Origin of the sequence: Vibrio sp. RE86, assembly GCF_013114545.1 — a bacterium.
GTDB lineage: Bacteria > Pseudomonadota > Gammaproteobacteria > Enterobacterales > Vibrionaceae > Vibrio.
Genome location: NZ_VTXI01000011.1, coordinates 115372 through 135969 on the forward strand (window position 1 = coordinate 115372; position 20598 = coordinate 135969).

Annotated in this window: 17 protein-coding genes; 7 read left to right on the forward strand and 10 right to left on the reverse strand. The window is 44.5% G+C overall.

The window, feature by feature from the left end:
- Positions 1–12 precede the first annotated feature (12 nt).
- Positions 13–333 carry a DUF3392 domain-containing protein gene (locus F0231_RS12450; protein WP_171760054.1) on the reverse strand — a complete coding sequence of 107 codons (321 nt, stop codon included), beginning with the start codon at positions 331–333 and terminating at the stop codon, positions 13–15.
- Positions 334–467: 134 nt separating this feature from the next.
- Positions 468–2156 (reverse strand): NAD-dependent malic enzyme, encoded by a 1689-nt coding sequence (locus F0231_RS12455; protein WP_171760055.1) that lies wholly within the window; start codon positions 2154–2156, stop codon positions 468–470.
- A gap of 157 nt (positions 2157–2313) precedes the next feature.
- Here F0231_RS12455 and F0231_RS12460 point away from each other — a divergent pair, with 157 nt between their 5' ends.
- From F0231_RS12460 to F0231_RS12470, 3 genes are all read left to right on the forward strand, one after another.
- Entirely contained in the window at positions 2314–4659 is a 2346-nt protein-coding gene (locus F0231_RS12460) for a helicase-related protein (protein WP_171760056.1), read from the forward strand.
- A gap of 227 nt (positions 4660–4886) precedes the next feature.
- Entirely contained in the window at positions 4887–5264 is a 378-nt protein-coding gene (locus tag F0231_RS12465) for a transporter (RefSeq protein WP_171760057.1), read from the forward strand.
- A 247-nt stretch (positions 5265–5511) separates the two neighbouring features.
- On the forward strand, positions 5512–6165 hold the full coding sequence (locus F0231_RS12470) for an outer membrane beta-barrel protein (RefSeq protein ID WP_171760058.1): 654 nt from the start codon (positions 5512–5514) through the stop codon (positions 6163–6165).
- Between the two features lie 65 nt (positions 6166–6230).
- On the opposite strand, the gene F0231_RS12475 is transcribed toward F0231_RS12470, so the two are convergent.
- The 3 genes from F0231_RS12475 to F0231_RS12485 form a co-directional block, all read right to left on the reverse strand.
- Positions 6231–7421, reverse strand: a complete 1191-nt coding sequence (locus tag F0231_RS12475) for an amino acid aminotransferase (RefSeq protein WP_171760059.1) — start codon at positions 7419–7421, stop codon at positions 6231–6233.
- Between the two features lie 215 nt (positions 7422–7636).
- A complete protein-coding gene (locus F0231_RS12480; RefSeq protein WP_171760060.1) occupies positions 7637–9142 on the reverse strand; it encodes an HD-GYP domain-containing protein in 1506 nt (501 codons plus the stop codon).
- Positions 9143–9342: 200 nt separating this feature from the next.
- Positions 9343–9642: a hypothetical protein gene (locus F0231_RS12485; protein ID WP_171760061.1), complete on the reverse strand. Its 300-nt coding sequence runs from the start codon at positions 9640–9642 to the stop codon at positions 9343–9345.
- Between the two features lie 187 nt (positions 9643–9829).
- On the opposite strand from F0231_RS12485, the gene F0231_RS12490 reads away from it, so the two are divergent.
- Both F0231_RS12490 and F0231_RS12495 read left to right on the forward strand, forming a co-directional pair.
- Positions 9830–11227 (forward strand): PLP-dependent aminotransferase family protein, encoded by a 1398-nt coding sequence (locus F0231_RS12490; RefSeq protein ID WP_171760062.1) that lies wholly within the window; start codon positions 9830–9832, stop codon positions 11225–11227.
- Between the two features lie 81 nt (positions 11228–11308).
- On the forward strand, positions 11309–11518 hold the full coding sequence (locus tag F0231_RS12495) for a hypothetical protein (protein WP_171760063.1): 210 nt from the start codon (positions 11309–11311) through the stop codon (positions 11516–11518).
- 77 nt (positions 11519–11595) lie between these two features.
- Here the strand turns inward: F0231_RS12495 and asnS are convergent, their stop codons facing one another.
- Positions 11596–12996, reverse strand: coding sequence for an asparagine--tRNA ligase (gene asnS / locus F0231_RS12500; protein WP_171760064.1), 1401 nt, complete (start codon positions 12994–12996; stop codon positions 11596–11598).
- A gap of 176 nt (positions 12997–13172) precedes the next feature.
- The gene (locus tag F0231_RS12505; protein WP_171760065.1) at positions 13173–14786 is read right to left on the reverse strand and encodes a methyl-accepting chemotaxis protein; all 1614 of its coding nucleotides are present in this window, start codon (positions 14784–14786) and stop codon (positions 13173–13175) included.
- 346 nt (positions 14787–15132) lie between these two features.
- Here F0231_RS12505 and F0231_RS12510 point away from each other — a divergent pair, with 346 nt between their 5' ends.
- Positions 15133–15774 (forward strand): hypothetical protein, encoded by a 642-nt coding sequence (locus F0231_RS12510; RefSeq protein ID WP_171760066.1) that lies wholly within the window; start codon positions 15133–15135, stop codon positions 15772–15774.
- 395 nt (positions 15775–16169) lie between these two features.
- Positions 16170–17324: an amino acid permease gene (locus F0231_RS12515; protein WP_171760067.1), complete on the forward strand. Its 1155-nt coding sequence runs from the start codon at positions 16170–16172 to the stop codon at positions 17322–17324.
- 82 nt (positions 17325–17406) lie between these two features.
- On the opposite strand, the gene F0231_RS12520 is transcribed toward F0231_RS12515, so the two are convergent.
- From F0231_RS12520 to F0231_RS12530, 3 genes are all read right to left on the reverse strand, one after another.
- Complete coding sequence (locus F0231_RS12520; protein ID WP_171760068.1) at positions 17407–17613, reverse strand: hypothetical protein; 207 nt, start codon at positions 17611–17613, stop codon at positions 17407–17409.
- A gap of 201 nt (positions 17614–17814) precedes the next feature.
- Positions 17815–19176, reverse strand: coding sequence for an L-serine ammonia-lyase (locus tag F0231_RS12525; protein WP_171760069.1), 1362 nt, complete (start codon positions 19174–19176; stop codon positions 17815–17817).
- A gap of 97 nt (positions 19177–19273) precedes the next feature.
- A complete protein-coding gene (locus tag F0231_RS12530; RefSeq protein ID WP_171760070.1) occupies positions 19274–20527 on the reverse strand; it encodes an aromatic amino acid transport family protein in 1254 nt (417 codons plus the stop codon).
- Positions 20528–20598 lie beyond the last annotated feature (71 nt).

Consider the following 20598-nt stretch of genomic DNA (forward strand, 5'->3'; position numbering starts at 1 on the left):
AAAGTCTGCGCACTAGATTTGACGGTTCCTTTGTGCCCATAAACCGATAAATACGAAGCACAGCAAGATAGTGATTAACATGGTACCTGACTCAAGGTTTCTCAATGTCTGAGCGAGGTAAGGTGTTGCTTTCACAATAATTAAGCCGTATCCGAAAGCATTTATCAATATAAAGGCAAAAGTTCGGATCACAAAATTATGCCCTCTTAGCAGTTTTCTTAATGCAGCATTTATCTCACCACCTGCCATAACAAGGGTGCACGCAATAAGCGCTGTAGAGATTTCACTTAGGTAAGGAATTAAGTAGCGGCCAAGGTCGTTTAGATAGTCCATTGAAATACCGGTTTGAAGCTATTGGTAAAGGATAACATCGTCATTTCGCTGATGAAACTGCTGCATTGGGAGGCTCATTCCAACAAAAAGCCCTACGTGAGTGCAGGGCTTTGAAGTGACAAACTTTCGTTGAATTAGAAAGCAGTACGCTTGTAACGGCGGTACACAGGCTGCCAGAAAGAGGCTTCGATTGCTTCTTCTAGAGCATCATCAGGGATCTCAAGGGCTACACCTTGCTCAATTGCTTTTTTCGCAACGGCAAATGCGATCTTCTTAGATACAGAGTGAATCGCTTCTAGCGGCGGCAATAGGGCACCTTGACCATTTATCGCTAGTGGAGAACATGTCGCTAGCGCGCGGCTTGATTCCATCAGCATTTCATCGGTAACACGCTTCGCTTGCACTGCCAGTACACCTAGGCCAATACCAGGGAAGATGTAGCTGTTATTACATTGAGCAATTGGGTAAGTCTTACCATCGTGTACGACAGGATCAAATGGGCTGCCTGTTGCTACTAACGCTTCACCGTTTGTCCAACGGATGATGTCGTTCGGTGTTGCTTCTACACGGCTAGTTGGGTTTGAAAGTGGGAAAACGATCGGGCGAGCGCAGTGTTTGTGCATCTCTTTAATCACTTCTTCACTAAATAGACCAGGTGCACCGGATACACCGACAAGTACCGTTGGTTTCGCGTTACGCATTACATCCAGTAGTGAGTAACCGTTGCCTTCAGATTCCCAATCAGTCGTATTTTCATGCTTTTGAACAAGACGCTGTTGGAAGTCGAGTAGGTTAGGCATACCTTCTTGTAGTAAGCCCCAACGGTCTACCATGAAGACTTGAGAGCGCGCTTGTTTGTCGCTGATACCTTCAGACACCATTTGTGCAATGATGGCTTCAGCAATGCCGCAACCTGCTGAACCCGCGCCTAAGAAAGTGACGCGTTGGTCAGATAGCTTGCTGCCAGCTGCCTGACATGCTGCTAATAGTGAGCCAACAGTGACGGCTGCTGTACCTTGAATATCATCGTTGAAACAACATACACGGTCTTTGTAACGCTCTAGCAGAGGCATTGCGTTCTTTTGAGCGAAGTCTTCGAATTGGATAAGCGCGTCAGGCCAACGGCGCTGAACCGCTTGCATAAATTCTTCAACAAATGCGTCGTACTCAGCACCGGTAATACGAGGGTGACGCCAGCCCATGTACATTGGGTCAGCAAGGCGTTGAGGGTTGTTTGTACCCACATCAAGCACGATAGGAAGCGTGTACGCTGGGCTAATACCGCCACAGGCTGTATACAAAGCAAGCTTACCAATTGGAATACCCATACCACCGATACCTTGGTCACCAAGGCCAAGAATACGTTCGCCGTCGGTCACAACGATCACTTTTACGTTGTGGTTTGATGCGTTGTTAAGAATGTCATCGATGCGGTCACGGTTTGCGTATGAGACAAACAGACCACGGCCACGGCGATAGATGTTTGAGAAGTTCTCACAAGCGGCACCTACAGTCGGCGTGTAGATGATTGGCATCATTTCTGAGATGTGGTTTTGTACAAGACGGTAAAAAAGCGTCTCGTTAGTATCTTGAATGTTTCGTAGATAAATGTGCTTGTCCATATCGTTTTCGAAGTTACGATATTGTTGGTAGGCACGTTCCACTTGTTCCTGAATAGTTTCAGTGTTTTCTGGAAGCAGACCTTCTAGATTAAATGAACTTCTTTCTTCTGCAGAGAAAGCACTGCCTTTGTTTAGAAGAGGGGTACTAAGAAGTGCAGGGCCTGCATATTGGATATATAGAGGGCGTTTATCGTTATTCATCACATGCCTTTAGTAAGGTGTTAGGGTCGACAGACCTATGGGAACAGGAACATGAAAATGATAGGGATTCGTTGCCGTATTGTAAACTCAATATTCCTGCATTCTGGCACAGTTTACGTATATAATTTTTCTCTTTGACATAACTAGCGCTCAAATCATGCTCAGCCTGCCAATCGATTCCCTCAAATCTGAATTTATGACTCAACTTTCATCCCACCACCTGATTGTGGAGGCTGAAACAGGGTCGGGAAAATCAACACGCTTACCATTATGGGCAGCGGAGAAAGGTCGAGTACTTGTCATTGAACCAAGACGAATTGCATGTACGTCATTGGCGCAGTTTTTAGCTGAACAAAAACAACAAGCGGTTGGCCAGTCGGTGGGTTATGCCATCAAGTTAGAAAACCACTTCACAGATGGCACCGAGGTCGTTTTTGTCACCCCTGGTGTTGCCCTTCGTTGGTATTCAGAGAATCGTTTGGATTCATTTAGCACCATTATTGTCGATGAGTTTCACGAGCGTCGCTGGGATACGGATTTGTTGGTGGCTCTGCTGACGAAGCATGATGAACACCGTTTGATCATTACGTCTGCAACGATAGAAGGTGAAAAGCTTTCTCGCTATGTCGGGGCTAATCGATTACAAGCGTCAGGACGAATGTTTGATGTGTCGATAGGTCACAGAGCGAATGATTCAAGGCAGTTACCTGATGCCCGCAACCTAGATGAAAGAGTGAAACAGGAAGTCCTAGCGCTGCAAGATGTTGAAGGGGATATCTTAGTCTTTCTTCCAGGGCGAAAAGAGATTGCTCAATGCCAAAGTAAGCTAAGCAACATCGAGGGGCTTGTAGCAGTGCCATTGCACGCATCGGTCAGTGACGAGCAAAGAGCAATTGCCCTATCCAAGCAAGAGTTTAAACGAGTGGTATTGGCGACGAATGTTGCTGAAACGTCGCTAACGATTCCGAATATTGTTGCAGTCATCGACAGTGGGCTCGAGCGCCGAACAGAACAGCGAAATGGAAAAACTACTCTTAGCTTGAAGCATATTTCGAAAGCCAGCGCCAAGCAGAGAAGTGGCCGAGCTGGTCGAGTGATGGACGGCATTTGCATACGGTTATATGGCGAACATGCCGCTTTGTCTGATGTTACGCCGCCGGAATTACATCGTGAATCGCTAACGGAAGCAATGTTGGCTTCGGCGAGTTGCGGTGATGCATTAGAGTCATTGACGTTTTTGGAACCTCTACCAGAACGTTCAGCTGAGCAAGCCAAATCAATATTAAGTGTGATGGGAGCCATCGACTCACACGGTCTTGCGACGGAACATGGCAAATGTATTTACCCCCTGCCAATTGATGCACTTTATGCCGATTTGGTGACCCGTATGCCAACAAAGGCCTTACAGGAAGCGATGGTGGACTTAACGTCTGTACTTGCGACACCAGCCACACTGTATCGCTTGTCAAATAGTGAGGAATTGATAGATAAGCTGTCGCAACAAGAGCCACTGGGCTGCGATGGTCAAATGGCGATTAGGCTCCTTAGAGGAGAGTCTCTATCCGGGGTAAATGTTGACCCTGATGTACTAAAAGAAGCGAAACTGCTTTCTGCTCAGATGCGCTCGGCGTTTGAGCTCCCGCAACTGAGTGTTGCCTCACGATACTCACATCAAGAGTTGGTAGAAGCCATTGCTAAATTGCACCCTGAGTTGGTGTTTGTGCGTCGAGAAAAGCGTCGAGAAGCCATGGGTAATGGTGAAATGGAAGTCACCTTGGGTCGAGAAAGCCGCTTCAAAAAAGATGATGAAGTGGCGTTGATCCTCGATACCCACAGTTTGCCTGGTCGAGGCGTGAAACAGACCCTTAATCTTGCAACCTTCACGATGCCATTAAAGTTGAAGACGATTGCCGAGCTTGGGTTGGGTAAGTGGCAAGAGGGAGAGGTTCAAAAGGTAGATGAACAGCCGTTTATCGAGATGCAACTGCTGTTTGCTGGTCGTATTGTCCAAACCAAATTAGAACCTGCAAAAGGAGAGTTTGCGCTGACGCCTATGCTCGAAGCTGTTCTTTCTGGAGAGATGATGCCGGGGTTTGCTGCGCGGCGTCGTGCTCAAATCGAACATTGGAAGCTCTATGTAGCATTGGGGCAAACAGAAGCAGCGTCCAATGTTGAAACGTTAACGTTTGAGTCTTGGTTTAAAGAACAGTTAATGACTTTAGGCCTAAGTGATATGGAAGAGCTTGCGTTGTTTACTGCAGAAGACTTTAGTTTCGAAGGCATTCCGTATTGGGAGTATGACGATTTCGCTAGTCAGTATCCTTTTGAACTTGCTTTGGGGGACTTGAATCTAAACGTTGAATATCAACCAAAGAAAAAGCGAATCTATGTTGTCTACAAAGATGGTTTAAGAAAGGGTTATCCAAAACGTTGGGAGCTGCCTAAGTGGCCAGGTTGGAGAGTTCAGTACAAAAAGGCCAGTAAGATAGTTGATGTGAAATAGTGCATCAAGTTGCATTTTAATCTCTGTAAATTATTTGGTAGATAAAATATTAACTATAAGATACCGCATGATGTATTGTTGTGTTAAATTTGTTATGCAATTGGTTTTTATATGCCTTTTACAATCTCTTTGTCGGTATAAAAGACCATTGTTTTATATCCTATTGCTATATAGAAGATGATCTAGGATATTAAATTTACTGTGTTGCCGAATTTACGGGGGATGATATGGAACATCTAGGCAAGACAAGTGTTGTATTCGACTACACATCTTTTCTCGGCGCATCTTGCAGTAAGAAATGGACGTTCTTAGAGGCAATGAGCACCTTCGCACCGATCTTTAGTTTGATGTGGAAAAACACGATTAAAGAAACGCTGTCTGTCGAAGACCGCTTGTGGGATCAGGCAATGAAGTCATTGTCTGCAAATCGCAGTGATGAGTCGAATATCATCACACTGCTTCAACTGGCAAAAATTGAAGGTATTGAAGAACTGAAAGTGGTTATGCCTTACGAACTCGACACTGAACAATTAGAAAGGGTTCGATTGAAAGCCGCCGTTGATATTTCACCGCTCGCTCAAGATGAGTTGATCATCAAGTTTTAAGCTATCTTTGACTCTTTGCTGCTTGTTGAAGCGTTAAAGTGTTCCTTTTACTGAAAAGATCTCTAACGAGATCTTTTTCTATATTTACTGCCAGAACATTGGCGGTGGATCATACTTCTTACCTCTCACCGAATGACTTACCTTAGATATCAGCTATATTTTGTTAACAATACCCATTAATTAGAATGGGTTGCTGCTCTTCGAGGTTGAGCATATGGCGGTCTGAAATGGAATTAAAGAGGTTTCTATGCAAGTAAAAATGGGCTGGGCTGTGGCCCCAATTCTGCTTAGTTTATCAGCGTCAGTGTTGGCAGCTGAAAGTACCAATCAACTCAAATATGACTACCTCTATGCAGACTTGAGCGCGGGCTCTCTCAATGAGAATTTAGGTGTGAACAACAACGTTACGGCTCTTTCAATTGGCGGCAACTATTTGTTATCGGAACACGTTCTTGCAACGCTCGATTATACTGCACGTTTTATTCACCCTGATGACATTACTAGTGAACTGTATACGCTGCTTCCCGGCGTAGCGTACCGATATCCACTGATGGATAAGTTGGACATTGTGGCGACGGCAAAGTTGGGCTACCTATGGGCTACCCAAACTCGAGATTCTACCGATGAGGAATTGTTTAAAGATAACGAGTTTATGTGGGGGGCGAGCTTAGAGCTCAAGTATGCGCTCAATAAAAGCTGGGAACTTGCTATGAAAGGGGAGCTTAATCATAGCGACTTGATCGAAGAGGGGATTTTTAACCTCAGAGCGGACTATCAATTTTCGTCTCGCATGAGTGTTGGCGGATTCTACACTCACAGAGATGGTGATTTTGAAACTAGCCAGATTTCAGGCAATGCCACAACCAATGAAGGTGGCATCTCTTTACGTTACCTGTTTTAAGACGTTCTTACGATCAAAAAAGAGCCAGCGTTGTGCTGGCTCTTTTTCGTTGTTAAAGCTGACTATTAAAGAACAGCGGCAATACCTTTGCATAGCGGTAGCATGTTTGACTTAGTCATACCAGCAACGCTGATGCGGCCTGAACCTACGATGTAGATAGCAAACTCTTCTTTCAGACGGTTTACTTGCTCTTTGCTTAGGCCAGAGAAAGAGAACATACCATTTTGACGCTCGATGAAGCTAAAATCTGCGTCAACACCTTGTTCTTTTAGTGTTGCAACGAACAGCTCACGCATCTCTTGGATACGATCACGCATCTCTTTTACTTCCGCTTCCCATTCTGCGCGTAGTTCAGCGTTGTTTAGGATGTGTGTTACAACCGCGCTGCCGTGTGCTGGTGGGTTAGAGTAGATAGAACGAATGATTGCTTTTACTTGTGAGAAAGCTGTTGTTGCCGTCTCTTCTGATGCTGCAACTAGTGTGAAGGCACCAACACGCTCGTTGTATAGACCAAAGTTCTTCGAGAACGAGCTTGCAACTAGGATTTCATCACAGTATTTCGCGAATGTACGTAGACCCGCTGCATCTTCTTCAACGCCTGATGCGAAGCCTTGGTATGCAAAGTCGAATAAAGGAAGCAGCTTCTTCTCTGCAACTAGCTTAGCCAGTGTTTCCCATTCGTCTGAAGTTGGGTCGATACCAGTTGGGTTGTGACAGCAGCCGTGTAGAAGAACGATATCGCCTTCTGCCGCTTTCTCTAGGTCAGCAACCATACCAGCGAAGTCTTTATCTTTAGTTTCAGCGTTGTAGTAGCTGTATTGCGCCGTTTTGATACCTGCAGCAGTAAATACACCATTGTGGTTTGCCCACGTTGGGTTACTGATCCAAATTTTAACGTCGCCAAGTTGGCGTTTGATGAATTCACCAGCAACGCGAAGAGCGCCAGTACCACCAGGGGCTTGTGCTGTTTTCGCACGCTTGGTGCTAACGATGTCAGCGTCTTCGCCGAATAGAAGTTTCTGAACCGCTAGGCCGTATTCAGTAGTACCTTCGATTGTCAGGTAAGACTTAGTTTTCTCAGTCTCAATCAGGGCTGCTTCCGCTTTTTTAACGGTTGCTAGAACAGGGGTTTCACCTTGTTCGTTTTTATAGATACCAACGCCTAGGTTAATTTTCTCGGCGCGAGTGTCTTTTTTAAACTCTTCAGTAAGACCAAGGATAGGGTCAGCCGGAGCTGCTACTACTTTTTCAAACATAATCGTCATCCATGTGAATCGAAAGGGGGATATAAGTAACTCGTTTATTTATACCTGTCTAAGCGAGGTGAAACAACCGCCTTTGGGAAGAAAGTGGTGAAATATAGGTGGTTTAGGTGACAAACCTTAAAATCGGCATATTTGTATGAAAAATCCCTCTAACTTTTTAGGTTAGAGGGATAGGTTTAGGTGAAGTGTTGTTTAGCGTTTTAAAGTTAAGCAGGGGAGAGCTGATTTTGTAGTTCTAGTTCTCGAGCGTTTTCATGTGCTTCTAAGCTTCGATACTTGTCCGCAATAGCGACAAACTCTTGTTCTATCGATAAAAATGCATCGACAAGTTGAGGATCAAAGTGGCTCTCTCTTCCTTCTAGAATGATCGATTTTGCTTTTTCATGACTGAATGCCTTTTTGTAGACTCTTTCTGAAATAAGTGCGTCGTAAACGTCCGCTATTGCCATCAAACGTCCTGAAAGGGGAATTTCCTCACCTTTTAGTCCATTCGGGTAGCCTTCTCCATTCCATTTTTCATGGTGGGTAAGCGAGATCTCTTTTGCTAGCTGTAGGAAGGAATTACTGCCCAATTGCTCCTCCGCCATAGAGAGAGCCTTTGCTCCAATTTCAGGGTGTCCTTTCATGATCTCAAACTCATCGTCAGTAAGCTTACCCGGTTTAAGAAGAATATTGTCTGGAATGCCCACTTTACCTACATCGTGTAGCGGTGCGGATTTATAGAGTAATTCAATATAGTTGTCGGTGAGTAAGGCTTTGTGTGGCTCAAACTGCGAAAGATGTTTTGCTAACGCGCGGACATATTCTTGGGTACGCAGGATGTGCGCTCCTGTTTCGTTATCTCGTGATTCTGCAAGTGCAGAGAGACTGACAATGGCTACATCACGGGTTGTTTTTACTTCATCTTGACTGTCTTGCAAGCTATCAAGCATCTGATTGGTAAGTGATGCCATGGACCCCAATTCATCGTGCTCAAAGATAGGAACCCGTTTAGAGATGTCCCCTTTTGCTACTTGAACCAAAGAGCGCTCTTGAGCGTGTAATACTCGGCGCATTAGACGGCTCCATTGAACCATAATCGCGATAACATAACCGCCCAAAACGAACGAGATATAGATAAACTCCTTAATCACGCTGATCTTGCCGGTGCCATCAAGAACACGTTCAGGGTTTTGTTCGAGCCAGAAAATGTCTTTGACTGCGATCATCGCTAACATGCTTGTTAAGGTAACCAGCAAAAGGCTGATCAAAAATATCATTTGGTTGACGAGCGATTGTCTTTCTCCGCTCAACTCAAAGTTAAGTTGCTCATTCCCCGTTAGGTTGTTTAGGCTCTTGATTTTAGAATCAAGTTGCAGGATTAATCCTGTGAAAAAGCCAAACAGCGTCATTCCAAATAAGACTTTCAGATTACTATCGAGAGGAAAACTGTAGTAAACGTTGTAAAACACAGCGAGCACAAGGCTACCGAAAAACATCAAGGTCGTGTCGAGTTGTGCTTGTTTTTGTTTTTGAATCAAAGAGTGGTTATACAAAAGGAAGTGGCGAACCAGAAAAACGGCGCCAAACGTAATCAACACATGCGTAAAAAGCTCTGAAAATGAGAGCGTCTCGAGCATAGGACAAACACGCCCTCCATAGAGACCGAAGACAATAGCCGCAAGGGCATAGAGCTTTAAGGTAAGAGGCGCATTGTAATATGAATTGATCATGTTCAAGCCTTTAAAGTGATTTATGCGACCTTTGCTCGTTTTTAGCACCGAACAAAGTCGAAAATTTTTATTCAGGTAATAATGACCGTGCAGTCTATCGATTTGTTTCATCAATGAATACACTATTTAATGCTTTGGTACTAGAACGTAGTGGGGTAAAAAGAAAAGAATACGCACCTCAATGGGTGCGCAGGGAAGGGTTATTTCTTCAAACTCATTTGAGATTCAATGGCATTGGTTTCAATGTCGGGGTTACTGCCAAGTTTGTCGCTCGCCCATTGGTTTAAGTGAGACAAGATGGCTTTAATTGCATGCTTCTCAGAGACGGTTTCACCTTCGGATACATCTAGCTCCTGCTTTGGGTGACTGCCAGTTGCATCTTCAGCAATATGTAACCAATCGGGGTGCCAATAGTAGGGTTGGCCTGTCGGAGTGCTCCAACTATGTACTCCATTGGTTTCACCTTTATATTCAATGTGTGAAGAGTCGTATTTTTTCATTATTGTTATCCCTTATTCAAAGAGTGTTGTTCACTTTAACTTGATAAATGTAACAGAGATTCAAAGATTTGATGTGATACGCATCTATAAATGGGGCTCGTTAGAAAAGAGGTCTCACAATACGATATAAGTAGCCCACCTAAATATCGAGCTATGTTATGGTGTTAACGCTATTTGAGAGGAACAGATGAATCGTTATCAGCAGTTAGCTCAACAACTTAAAGACCAAATCCTGGCTAATACTTGGCGCTCCGGTGAAAAAATTCCATCTATACGTGCAACCAGTAAAAGTTTCTCAGTCAGTTCGGCAACGGTCTTACAAGCGTATCAAGTCCTTGAATCCGAAGGTTGGATAAAAGCCAAGCCGCAATCAGGTTACTTTGTCACATCGACACTGGAACAAAGCAATGAGGTTGAGCGCCCTCAAGTCACTCGCCCACCTTTTCATGATGAGCTTTATGAGTTTCTGAATGCGAACAATCAGGCGACGGTTTCATTTGGCTCTGCGTTCCCTTCTACGAACCTATTCCCATTGCCTGCACTGAATCGTCATCTAGCGAGCGCAGGACGAAAGCGTTCATCCGATAGCGTGATTCAAAACATGCCACCGGGTAATGAGTCGCTGCGTCGCTTTATAGCTCAACGTTATATTAGCCAAGGCATGGATGTCTCACATGATGATGTTGTGGTGACATCAGGCGCAATGGAAGCGCTTAATCTGAGTCTTGAGGTTGTGTGTAACCAAGGTGATACAGTTGTCATTGAATCTCCGGCTTTTTATGGGGTGCTTCAAGCGGTTAAGCGACTTAACTTAAATGCGATTGAAATAGATGTTGACCCAGCCAGAGGCATCGACCTGATAGCATTGGAGAAGGCATTCAAAGAGAATGATGTCAAAGCTTGCTGGGTGATGGCTAACTTCCAGAACCCAACGGGAGTGACATTGTCTGATGAACACAAACAGCGCGTTGTTGAATTGGCCAAACAACATTCTGTTGTATTGATTGAAGATGACGTCTACGCAGAGCTCTACTTCGGTAATGTTCGACCGTCGCCACTAAAATTCTGGGATGTTGATGACAGTGTATTGTTATGTGGCTCACTGTCTAAGTCGTTGTGTCCTGGCTTTCGAATTGGTTGGGTTGTAAACCGCAGTTATGCGCAAAAACTTCAAAAGCAGCAGCTGATTTCAACGCTGTCTGGCAGTGCACCGATTCAACAAGGGGTAGCACACTACCTACAATATGAAAGCTACGATAACCACCTACGCAAACTGAGAAAAATGCTAAGCCAACGGCAGGCGGCTTGCGTAGCCTTGATAAAACAGTACTTTCCAAGTAATACGACAGTGCATGTGCCTGAGGGTGGGTATTTTGTATGGGTGGAGCTTTGCGAAAAAGTGGACGCTTATCAGCTCTACTGTGAGTTGAGAGGGCGAGGCATTTCTATCGGCTACGGCAGTTTGTTTGCATCTAATGAGCGCTACCAACATTGTCTGCGTATCAATGTATCTTTTGAGTGTGATGACAACCTAAAAGAGGCTTTGCAATTGGTGGCTCAGCAGGTCGAAATACTAACTGTTTGAGGATTTTTCGCCAAAACTGTACTGCAACGTCTATTCTGCCTTGTGCTCCAATAGTTCCATTGCTTATGCGAGGGATTAATAATGGAAAAACAACGTTATAGACATGAATATCGTTTGATGTTTGTCGCGATCATCTGTGCGGCACTCGTGGTATTTGGCCACCTTATTTTAGCGAAGGGGTTTGCGGAGCTGGTTTGGACTGAATATACCGCCGCCGCGATTCCTTTCGTGATGTTCGGCTTGTGCCTCTATGCGATACGTTACGCCGCGAAGACCAATTCAGTCGATTAATCTCAACAGACTTTTTAAAGCCTAGAACGAAAAAAGCCTCCGATTAGGGAGGCTTTTTAGATTCTGACTTCTTCTAATTAGAAGTTAGCAGAGCGAGGAGTACGTGGGAATGGGATAACGTCACGTACGTTGCCCATACCAGTTACGTAAGATACTAGACGCTCGAAGCCAAGGCCGAAACCTGCGTGTGGCACAGTGCCGTATTTACGTAGGTCGCGGTACCAGTTCATGTGCTCTGGGTCGATACCTACTTCACGCATACGCTCGTCTAGGATGTCTAGACGCTCTTCACGCTGAGAACCACCGATGATTTCGCCGATGCCAGGTGCCAGTACGTCCATTGCTGCAACAGTCTTACCGTCATCGTTCGCACGCATGTAGAATGCTTTGATGTCTTTCGGGTAGTTCTTCACGATTACTGGCGCTTTGAAGTGTTCTTCCGCTAGGAAACGCTCGTGCTCAGAAGACATATCGATACCCCATTCAACTGGGAATTCGAACTCACGACCTGAGTCTAGAAGAATCTGGATTGCGTCAGTGTAGTCAACTTGTGCAAAGTCAGAAGAAACAAACTGCTCTAGACGAGTAATTGCTTCTTTGTCGATACGTTGAGCGAAGAACTCAAGGTCATCACGACACTCTTCAAGTACTGCTTTGAATACGAACTTAAGCATGTCTTCAGACAGCTTAGCAACGTCGTCTAGGTCAGCGAATGCAACTTCAGGCTCAACCATCCAGAACTCAGCTAGGTGGCGGCTTGTGTTTGAGTTTTCAGCACGGAACGTAGGACCGAACGTGTAAACTTTGCTTAGTGCACAAGCGTACGCTTCTGCGTTTAGCTGACCAGATACCGTCAGGAATGTCTCTTTACCGAAGAAATCTTCGTTGTAATCCACATCGCCTTTGTCTGTGCGAGGTAGGTTTTCCATGTCTAGCGTTGAAACGCGGAACATTTCACCAGCACCTTCTGCATCAGAAGCTGTGATAAGTGGAGCAGATACCCAGAAGAAACCTTGCTCGTGGTAGAAGCGGTGAATTGCTTGAGACAGACAGTTACGAACACGTGCAACTGCACCGATTACGTTTGTGCGTGGACGTAGGTGTGCTACTTCACGAAGGTATTCGATAGAGTGACGAGTTTTCGCCATTGGGTAAGTTTCTGCGTCTTCAACCCAACCAACAACTTTAACGTCAGTTGCAGCAAGCTCGAAGTCTTGACCTTTCGCAGGAGACTCAACAATCTTACCAGTTACTTCAACAGAGCAGCCAGTAGTTAGCTTTAGTACTTCGTCTTCGTAATTATTAAGATTATTAGGGACCACGGCCTGAATCGGGTCGAAACAAGAGCCGTCATAAATGGCAAGGAAAGAGATTCCAGCTTTGGAATCACGACGTGAACGGATCCAGCCGCGAACAGTTACTTCACTGTCTACCGCTAGCTTGCCGCCAAGTACGTCTTTTACAGGCGCGTAAGTCATGTTGTTAATATTCTCCATTGAGGTAAAAATTCAACCCAATGTTTCTACTCAGAATAAAATTTGAGCAAACATTGGGTTGGATAGAATTCTTCCGAATCAAAGCAACATATTACCTCTCAAATATTATGCTTCAACCTTTATTCTCGTTTAGTCCTACAAAAAGTGCTCGAACGAGGCTATTTCTTGTCTGAAAGTTTGAATTGGTCGAGTAAGGCCTCTAAATGTTCTGAAAGTTGTTCGAGATTTATACTAATGTCTCGGGTTTGAGTTGCAGAGTCACTGGTTTGATTCGCATGCTCATTGATCACTTGTACTTTACCTTGTACTTGTTGGCTAAGTTCAGCGGTGCTACTCGACTGTTGTTGGATACTATGAGCATGAGCCAATGCTTGTTTCATCTCTTGCACAACATCGGACATCGCAGCAGAAAGCTGTTCTACTTCCCCTGAACGTACGTGGGCGGTTGAGCAAACCGTATCGACTGAAGCGAGGGATGTCTCACTGTCTTTTTGGAACTGAGAAATGATGCTTTCGATGCTCCCCGTCGCTTCCGCGGTGCGGCTTGCAAGTTGCCTGACCTCATCGGCTACCACAGCAAAACCTCGACCTTGCTCTCCAGCTCGAGCGGCTTCAATCGCAGCGTTCAGTGCGAGTAGGTTAGTTTGCTCGGCGATACCCTTGATCACTTCTAAAATCGAAGAAACTTCTGCTGTTTGGTCATTAAGTTCTACGATATTAACTTTAACTTGTTCGATATCGGTGACTAAGCTTTTAATGTCGTCACTTGCTCCGTGTGCTTTAAGTGCACTCTGTTCTGCGATGTGAGTTGTGTGTTTGATAAGCGAGGACGCATTCTCGGTGGCTTGCTCAACTTCTGTTTGCTGAGATTGCATTTGCTCGATGTTGTATTGAACATCGGCGGTTTCGTTTTGCTGATTACTTGCCGCTGAATCGGTGACTTGTGCGACCTGAGTCAGTGTTGTTGCGCTACTGGCAACGTTGTGGGAGGTTTGTTGGACTTTTTCGAGGCTATCGTTAACCGTGTCCATAAATGAATTAATTGCGCCTGATAGTTGACCCACTTCGTCTTTCTGCTTGAAAGAGAGCCGCTTGGATAAGTCTTTTGTTTCGCTCACACTCTGCATAAAGTACGAGGTTGTTTGAATTGGTCGCACAATGATTTTTCTTATCACCCCCAATGTGATTAAGAAACCTGCAAAGCCAAAAGCAGACATGATCGCAAGCGCGATCAACGTGCGTTGGCTGATCAGTTGATTAACATGCGATAAATTGTATTCGAGACGGATTGCACCAAGCACTTCACCTTCAGGAGCCATGTGGCAAGCTACGCAGTTAGTCCCTCGGTAGTCTTTACTGGATTTCATGGGTAAGGCGACAACAATGCCTTTGCCCCAATCAGCGTCGATTGACTCAATGACAAGCTCACCAGCCAAAGCACGGCGGTCAATGTCGTCGCTTGGCTGTTGGTTATCTTGGCCAGGCCCATAGAGCTTACTGACAGAGTCAGCACGAAGCACTTTAACCTGCTCTATACCGTCTTGAGCGAGTGCTTTTTGGCGCAAAGTCTCTTTCTGAGCCATTGTGCCAGTCAACATCATCATGTTTAAGCTATCGAAATAGTTACTCGCCTTGTCATGAAGCTGTTCACTCAAGACTGAGTTAATTAAGTTACGTTGTTGTATGTATTGATAAGTGGTTGAGGCGATGAGGACGATCCCAAATACCGCCACTAACGTTATGAGTAGTTTTGTTGTGATTGTTGAGCGCATTATTGGATTAATATTTATATTATTAGAATAGACATCAAAAATGATCGCTCAGATGCACATTGAGGGGAAGTATAGGAAATTTATTGTGTGACCTTACGCTTAGTGGGGTTTTGTAAGTGTGATGTAAGCAATGTGTGAGCAAAACTTTGACGTAGTGGCGGCATTGTGACGTGCTAGTAGAAATGCCGTTTTTAATTTTTTAAAGTCATGTTGATTCCGCCTGATTAAGGCAATGAATTGATTTTATATGGACTATCAACGGGTAAACGCGTTTTGTCGCACTTTTTTTAATCCGTTTTTACGTTATGATTCTGGATAAGAGTGTTTGTTTTTCAAAGGAATGATTATGGCTTCCAAGGTTGGATCGGCGATTCAGTTGTTACTTGCGGTCTCTATCTTTTATTTGGGTTATTCAATTCATGCGATGACCAATAAGGTCGGGGAGGTTATGGATACTTATCCTCAAGTGCTTAGTGATGTGAGTGCGCTTTCTACGAGCTTACAAATAGATGAATGGCTGGCCGTTGCCGATACATTAGAGTCGCTGCTGCCTAGTGTGATTGAAAGTGTAGATGGGGTAACCGCTGCGGTTAACGATACCAACAAAACTGCTGCCTCTATTGATGAAAAGATCCCTTCGATTGTTCAAGAAGTCACGCTTTATCGCGAACAAGTCATTCCTCCTGTCCTGAAAGAAACTCAGCAGTACCGCCAAAATGTTATTCCTAATGTTGTGGCTGAAAGTAAAGGCTATCGCGAAGAAACCATTCCGCAAGTGGTGAAAGAGTCTCAAGCTCTAAGAAAAGACATACCGCCCATCCTGACTAAAGCAGACGCTTTGGCGGTGAAAACAGATCAGATTATGGATAAGAGCCAAGAAATAGCCAAACAAGCCACTCAAGGTGCGGTTAAAGGTGTGATCTTGTCGCCTATCGATCTCATACGCGACGCTGGGAATGAGATAAAAGGTCGAGTGATTACAGAGTGACCTTTAGAGGTGGTTTGGTGAAAATATAGCCATATAGAAAATAGGGCATTGCAATCATCTGTCCAGTCGATAATATGGCTATATCTCAATCTGAGATGGCATAACACAGGAAGTGTTGTGAATTATCCAAAGGAATGTCTTTTGATTTAGGACACCTTAATGCTTTTCAAAATTACTTCTCCAATCTTGGAGCCCACTGAAGGGTCGCCCCACGCGAACAACATGCAACATCCTTCTACGCTTTCCTCATTTTGCTCTGCCTTTCTCTCTGGCTATTCCTCTCCTACGCCTAGTTCATTTTCTCGATTTTATTTTTCGTATTGATTCCAACTAGAACAAATACGTTTGTGCTTTCGCACGTCTAAATTATTTTAAATATTACGGTTTTATAGAAAATGAACACTAAATTATTGGGTAGCGCCCTAATTATCGCTGGTACCGCTCTTGGTGCTGGTATGCTTGCAATTCCAATGGTCCTTGCACAATTCGGATTAGTTTACGGCACACTTTTGATGCTGTTTATCTGGTTTGGCACAACCTATTCAGCCCTGTTATTACTCGAAGCAACAATCAAATCAGGGGGCGGGTTGGGTCTTAATTCAATTGCTCGAAAAACCTTAGGAAAAGGTGGCCAGCTACTGACGAATGGTTTGCTCTATGCACTGCTTATTTGTCTTCTAATGGCTTACATACTCGGTGCCGCTGATCTACTTGTTCAAGGTGCGAAAGCGATGGGCATTGAGCTCTCCTTTATGCAAAGTCAGATTATTTTTACCTTGGGATCTGGTCTTGTTGTGGCTGGTGGTACTGGGGTGATTGATAAGCTAAACCGCTTGTTGTTTTTCGTTATGGTTGCAAGCTTATTGATGACGTTGAGTGTGTTGTTGCCTTCTTTCTCGACTGAACATATGGGGCAGGTGAGTAACCACGATCATCTTGCGTTGATTCAGACCAGTGCAGTCCTGTTCACCAGTTTTGGTTTTATGGTCGTTATTCCAAGCCTTGTTTCTTACAACCAAGAGGCAACAGACAAGCAACTACGAAACATGGTTATTCTAGGCTCTGTAATCCCCCTTGTTTGTTACTTATGTTGGTTGTTTGCCGTTGTTGGAAACCTGCCAGCAGAGCAACTCAAGGAATTTTCAAGTGTGTCTGAACTAATGGCAGGCTTTGAACATGACGCTCCTTGGGTTGGTGGCTTCCTTTCTGTGTTTACGGGACTGGCTTTATTAACGTCGTTCTTTGGTGTGGCAATGTCGCTGTTCAACCAAAACAAAGACATGTTTAAACAGAACCGCATCGTGACATACGTGCTGACATTTGTATTGCCACTCGTGGCGGCTATTTTAGCGGCAGACCAATTCTTATCGGTGCTCGCTTATGCGGGAATTATCTTAGTCTTCCTTGCGGTATTTGTTCCACTGGCGATGGTGTACAAGGTTCGCTTAGCAAAGACTCTCGCGGATCGTTACACGGCGGAAGGTGGCAACATGATGATGATGTTTGGCCTTGCCTTTGGTGGGTTCTTATTGATATCGCAGGTTATTTAACTTGCTAAGAGCGAAAAAGGAACGGTTTACGTTCCTTTTTCTTTTCTATGTATTCATGTCTAGAGAATCGTCATTCCATTATTTAAAGTTTCGCAATAGATTGCTCTTCACTCTGCTGTTTGTTTTTCTCTAGAAAGAGGTCTTGATCGGCATAGTTTTCTAGGTATTCAGCTTCCATTTCGTTCGCCATGCCAAATACGTGGTACCACTTCATATCATCAGACACATGGAGAGAGAAACAGCCTGTCAGAGGCAAAGTTAACAGTAGTAGTGCAACAGCTTTTTTCATAAATCACTTCCTTTTAATTACCGCATATCTTTACTAAATAGTACGACATGCTGTAAATGATCGCAAGGGTGAACTTAGAGGGTGGTGAAAAGGGGATATTTAAAGAGGTGTGTTTGTGGTTATGCTAAGGGGCATAAAAATACCCATGAAGTACTGTTAGACTTCATGGGTATGATAAGCGTTGTCGAGCTAAGCTTTATCTTAACAGATAACTTTAACTGCTAGGCCACCTTGAGAGGTTTCACGGTATTTAGCGTTCATGTCTTTACCTGTCTCTAGCATTGTTTCGATAACTTTATCTAGAGATACAGTAGGAGCAGAAGAACGACGAAGTGCCATACGAGTTGAGTTAATCGATTTTACAGCTGCAATACCGTTACGTTCGATACATGGAACCTGTACCTGACCTGCAACAGGGTCACACGTTAGACCTAGGTTATGCTCCATCGCGATTTCAGCCGCCATACACACTTGCTCTGGGCTACCACCCATAAGCTCTGCAAGACCCGCTGCAGCCATAGAACATGCCACACCAACTTCACCCTGACAGCCAACTTCAGCACCAGAGATAGAAGCGTTACGCTTGTATAGACCACCGATTGCGCCAGAAGCCGCAAAGTAACGGATGTAGTCTTTTTCAGTCACGGTTTGGATGAACTTATCGTAGTACGCAAGAACTGCTGGAATGATGCCACATGCACCGTTTGTTGGTGCAGTCACAACACGACCACCTGCTGCGTTCTCTTCGTTTACTGCGAAAGCGAACATGTTTACCCAATCAACAACAGACATAGGATCGTTTGTTGTTTTTTCTGAAGTAAGCAATTGTTGGCGAAGTGCTGCAGCACGACGAGGCACACGCAGTGGACCAGGTAGAATGCCTTCGGTATTCATACCACGATCCATACACTCACGCATGGTTTTCCAAATATTCGCGAAGTAAGTGCGAGACTCTTCGTCAGAATGCAGCGCTGCTTGGTTTTTCATAACCAATGTGCTGATAGAAAGACCGCTCTCTTTACACTGATTCACTAGCTCTTCAGCGGTTGTGAATTCATAAGGTGCTTTGATTGGGTTCTCTTCTTCTTTACCGAAGTTCTCTTCGTCAACGATGAAACCACCGCCGATTGAGTAGTAAGTCTTTGAGTACACTTTCTCGTCACCGATCCAAGCGTGGATCTGCATGCCGTTTTCGTGAAGCTCTAGGTTGGTAGTATGGAAGTTCATACCGCCATCTTTCGGGAACGATACTGTGTGACAGTGCATGCCAACAGGAAGGCGCTCAGTTTCTTCTACGCGAGCAATGAAGCCCGGAATAGAATCGATATCGACTTTTTCAGGGGTGTTGCCAGCAAGACCCATGATGATTGCAATATCTGTGTGGTGACCTTTCCCTGTCAGTGATAGTGATCCATATACGTCAACGGTAATTTTATCGATGTCGCGCAATTTTCCCATTGAGCGTAAATCATCAATAAATTCTTTACCCGCTTTCATTGGGCCTACAGTGTGTGAGCTAGAAGGACCAACACCGATTTTATAGATGTCAAAAACACTAATCATATCGATTACCTCAAAAGAAAGCCTCCCAAGGGGAGAGGGAGGCTCAATTATTATCGTTATATTCTTGGTTTAATCAGACTTTATAAAAGTGTCGTGATTAAAGAGCGCCGTAGATTACAGAAGTAATTGCCGCAATACCACAGATTGCTGTGAAAATCTGTACAGGAGCTGAAGTTTTGTACTTAGCCATTGCTGGAACTTTCTGCATTGCGAATACAGGCATTAGGAACAGGATAGCCGCAATCATTGGTGCGCCCATTGTTTCAATCATGCCTAGGATGCTTGGGTTAACGATAGCCACAATCCAAGTCGTTACAACGATGAACAGTAGAGATGCTTTTTCAATCTTGCTTACTGGAGTTTCAGAGCGAGATTTGATTAGACCAACTAGACCTTCGTGAGCACCTAGGAAGTGACCAAAGTAGCTAGAAGTGATTGCTGCGAAAGCAACTAGAGGACCCATGTAAGAGATAAGTGGAGATTCGTGAACGTTCGCTAGGTAAGAAAGAACAGAGATGTTTTGTTCTTTAGCCATTGCTAGTTGCTCTGGAGATAGAGAAAGTACTACAGAGAATACGAAGAACATTACGAAGCCCATAAGCATCATCGCTGCACCACCAGTGATTGCGTCAGTTTTCTTAACTGCGTCATCACCGTATACGCGGCGCTGCTCTTTAGAGAACTGAGAGATAACTGGGCTGTGGTTGAAAGAGAACACGATGATTGGAATTGCTAACCAAACAACAGATGGCATAGAAGACCAGTCTGGTGCAACAGACATCATTGAGCTGTTCCAATCAGGGATTAGGTAGAAAGACAGTGCAAGTAGGATAGCAACAAGTGGGTAAACTAGAGCAGAAGTCGCTTTCAGCATTAGCTCTTTACCAAATACAACACCCGCCGTCATTGCTGCGATTAACGCACCAGAAAGTAACCAGCGTGGGATAGATTCCATACCCATTTGGTTTACTAGGAATGAGTCAACTGTGTTTGTGATACCAACACCGTAGATAAGTACGATTGGGTAGATAGCGAAGAAGTATGCAAAAGTGATGATGTTTGCGCCAGTCTTACCGAAGTGCTCTTCTACTGTGTCAGTGATATCTGCATCAGGGTTTTTCGCAGACAGTACGAAACGAGCTAAAGATTTGTGTGCGAACCATGTCATTGGAGCAGCAATTAGAGCAAGGATAACTAATGGCCAAAAACCACCTGCACCTGCTTTAATTGGAAGGAACAGTACGCCAGCACCTACTGCAGTACCGAATAGTGACAGACACCAAGTGAAGTCTTTGTAAGTAAACTTACTAGACGATTGTGCGGTTTGCGCCGCAGAAGTTGTAGTATTCATTTTGTGATACTCATTTTTGGGAACAGGAAATAAGTCAGGTGCAATTTTGCATAAAAATCTCACATCAAAAA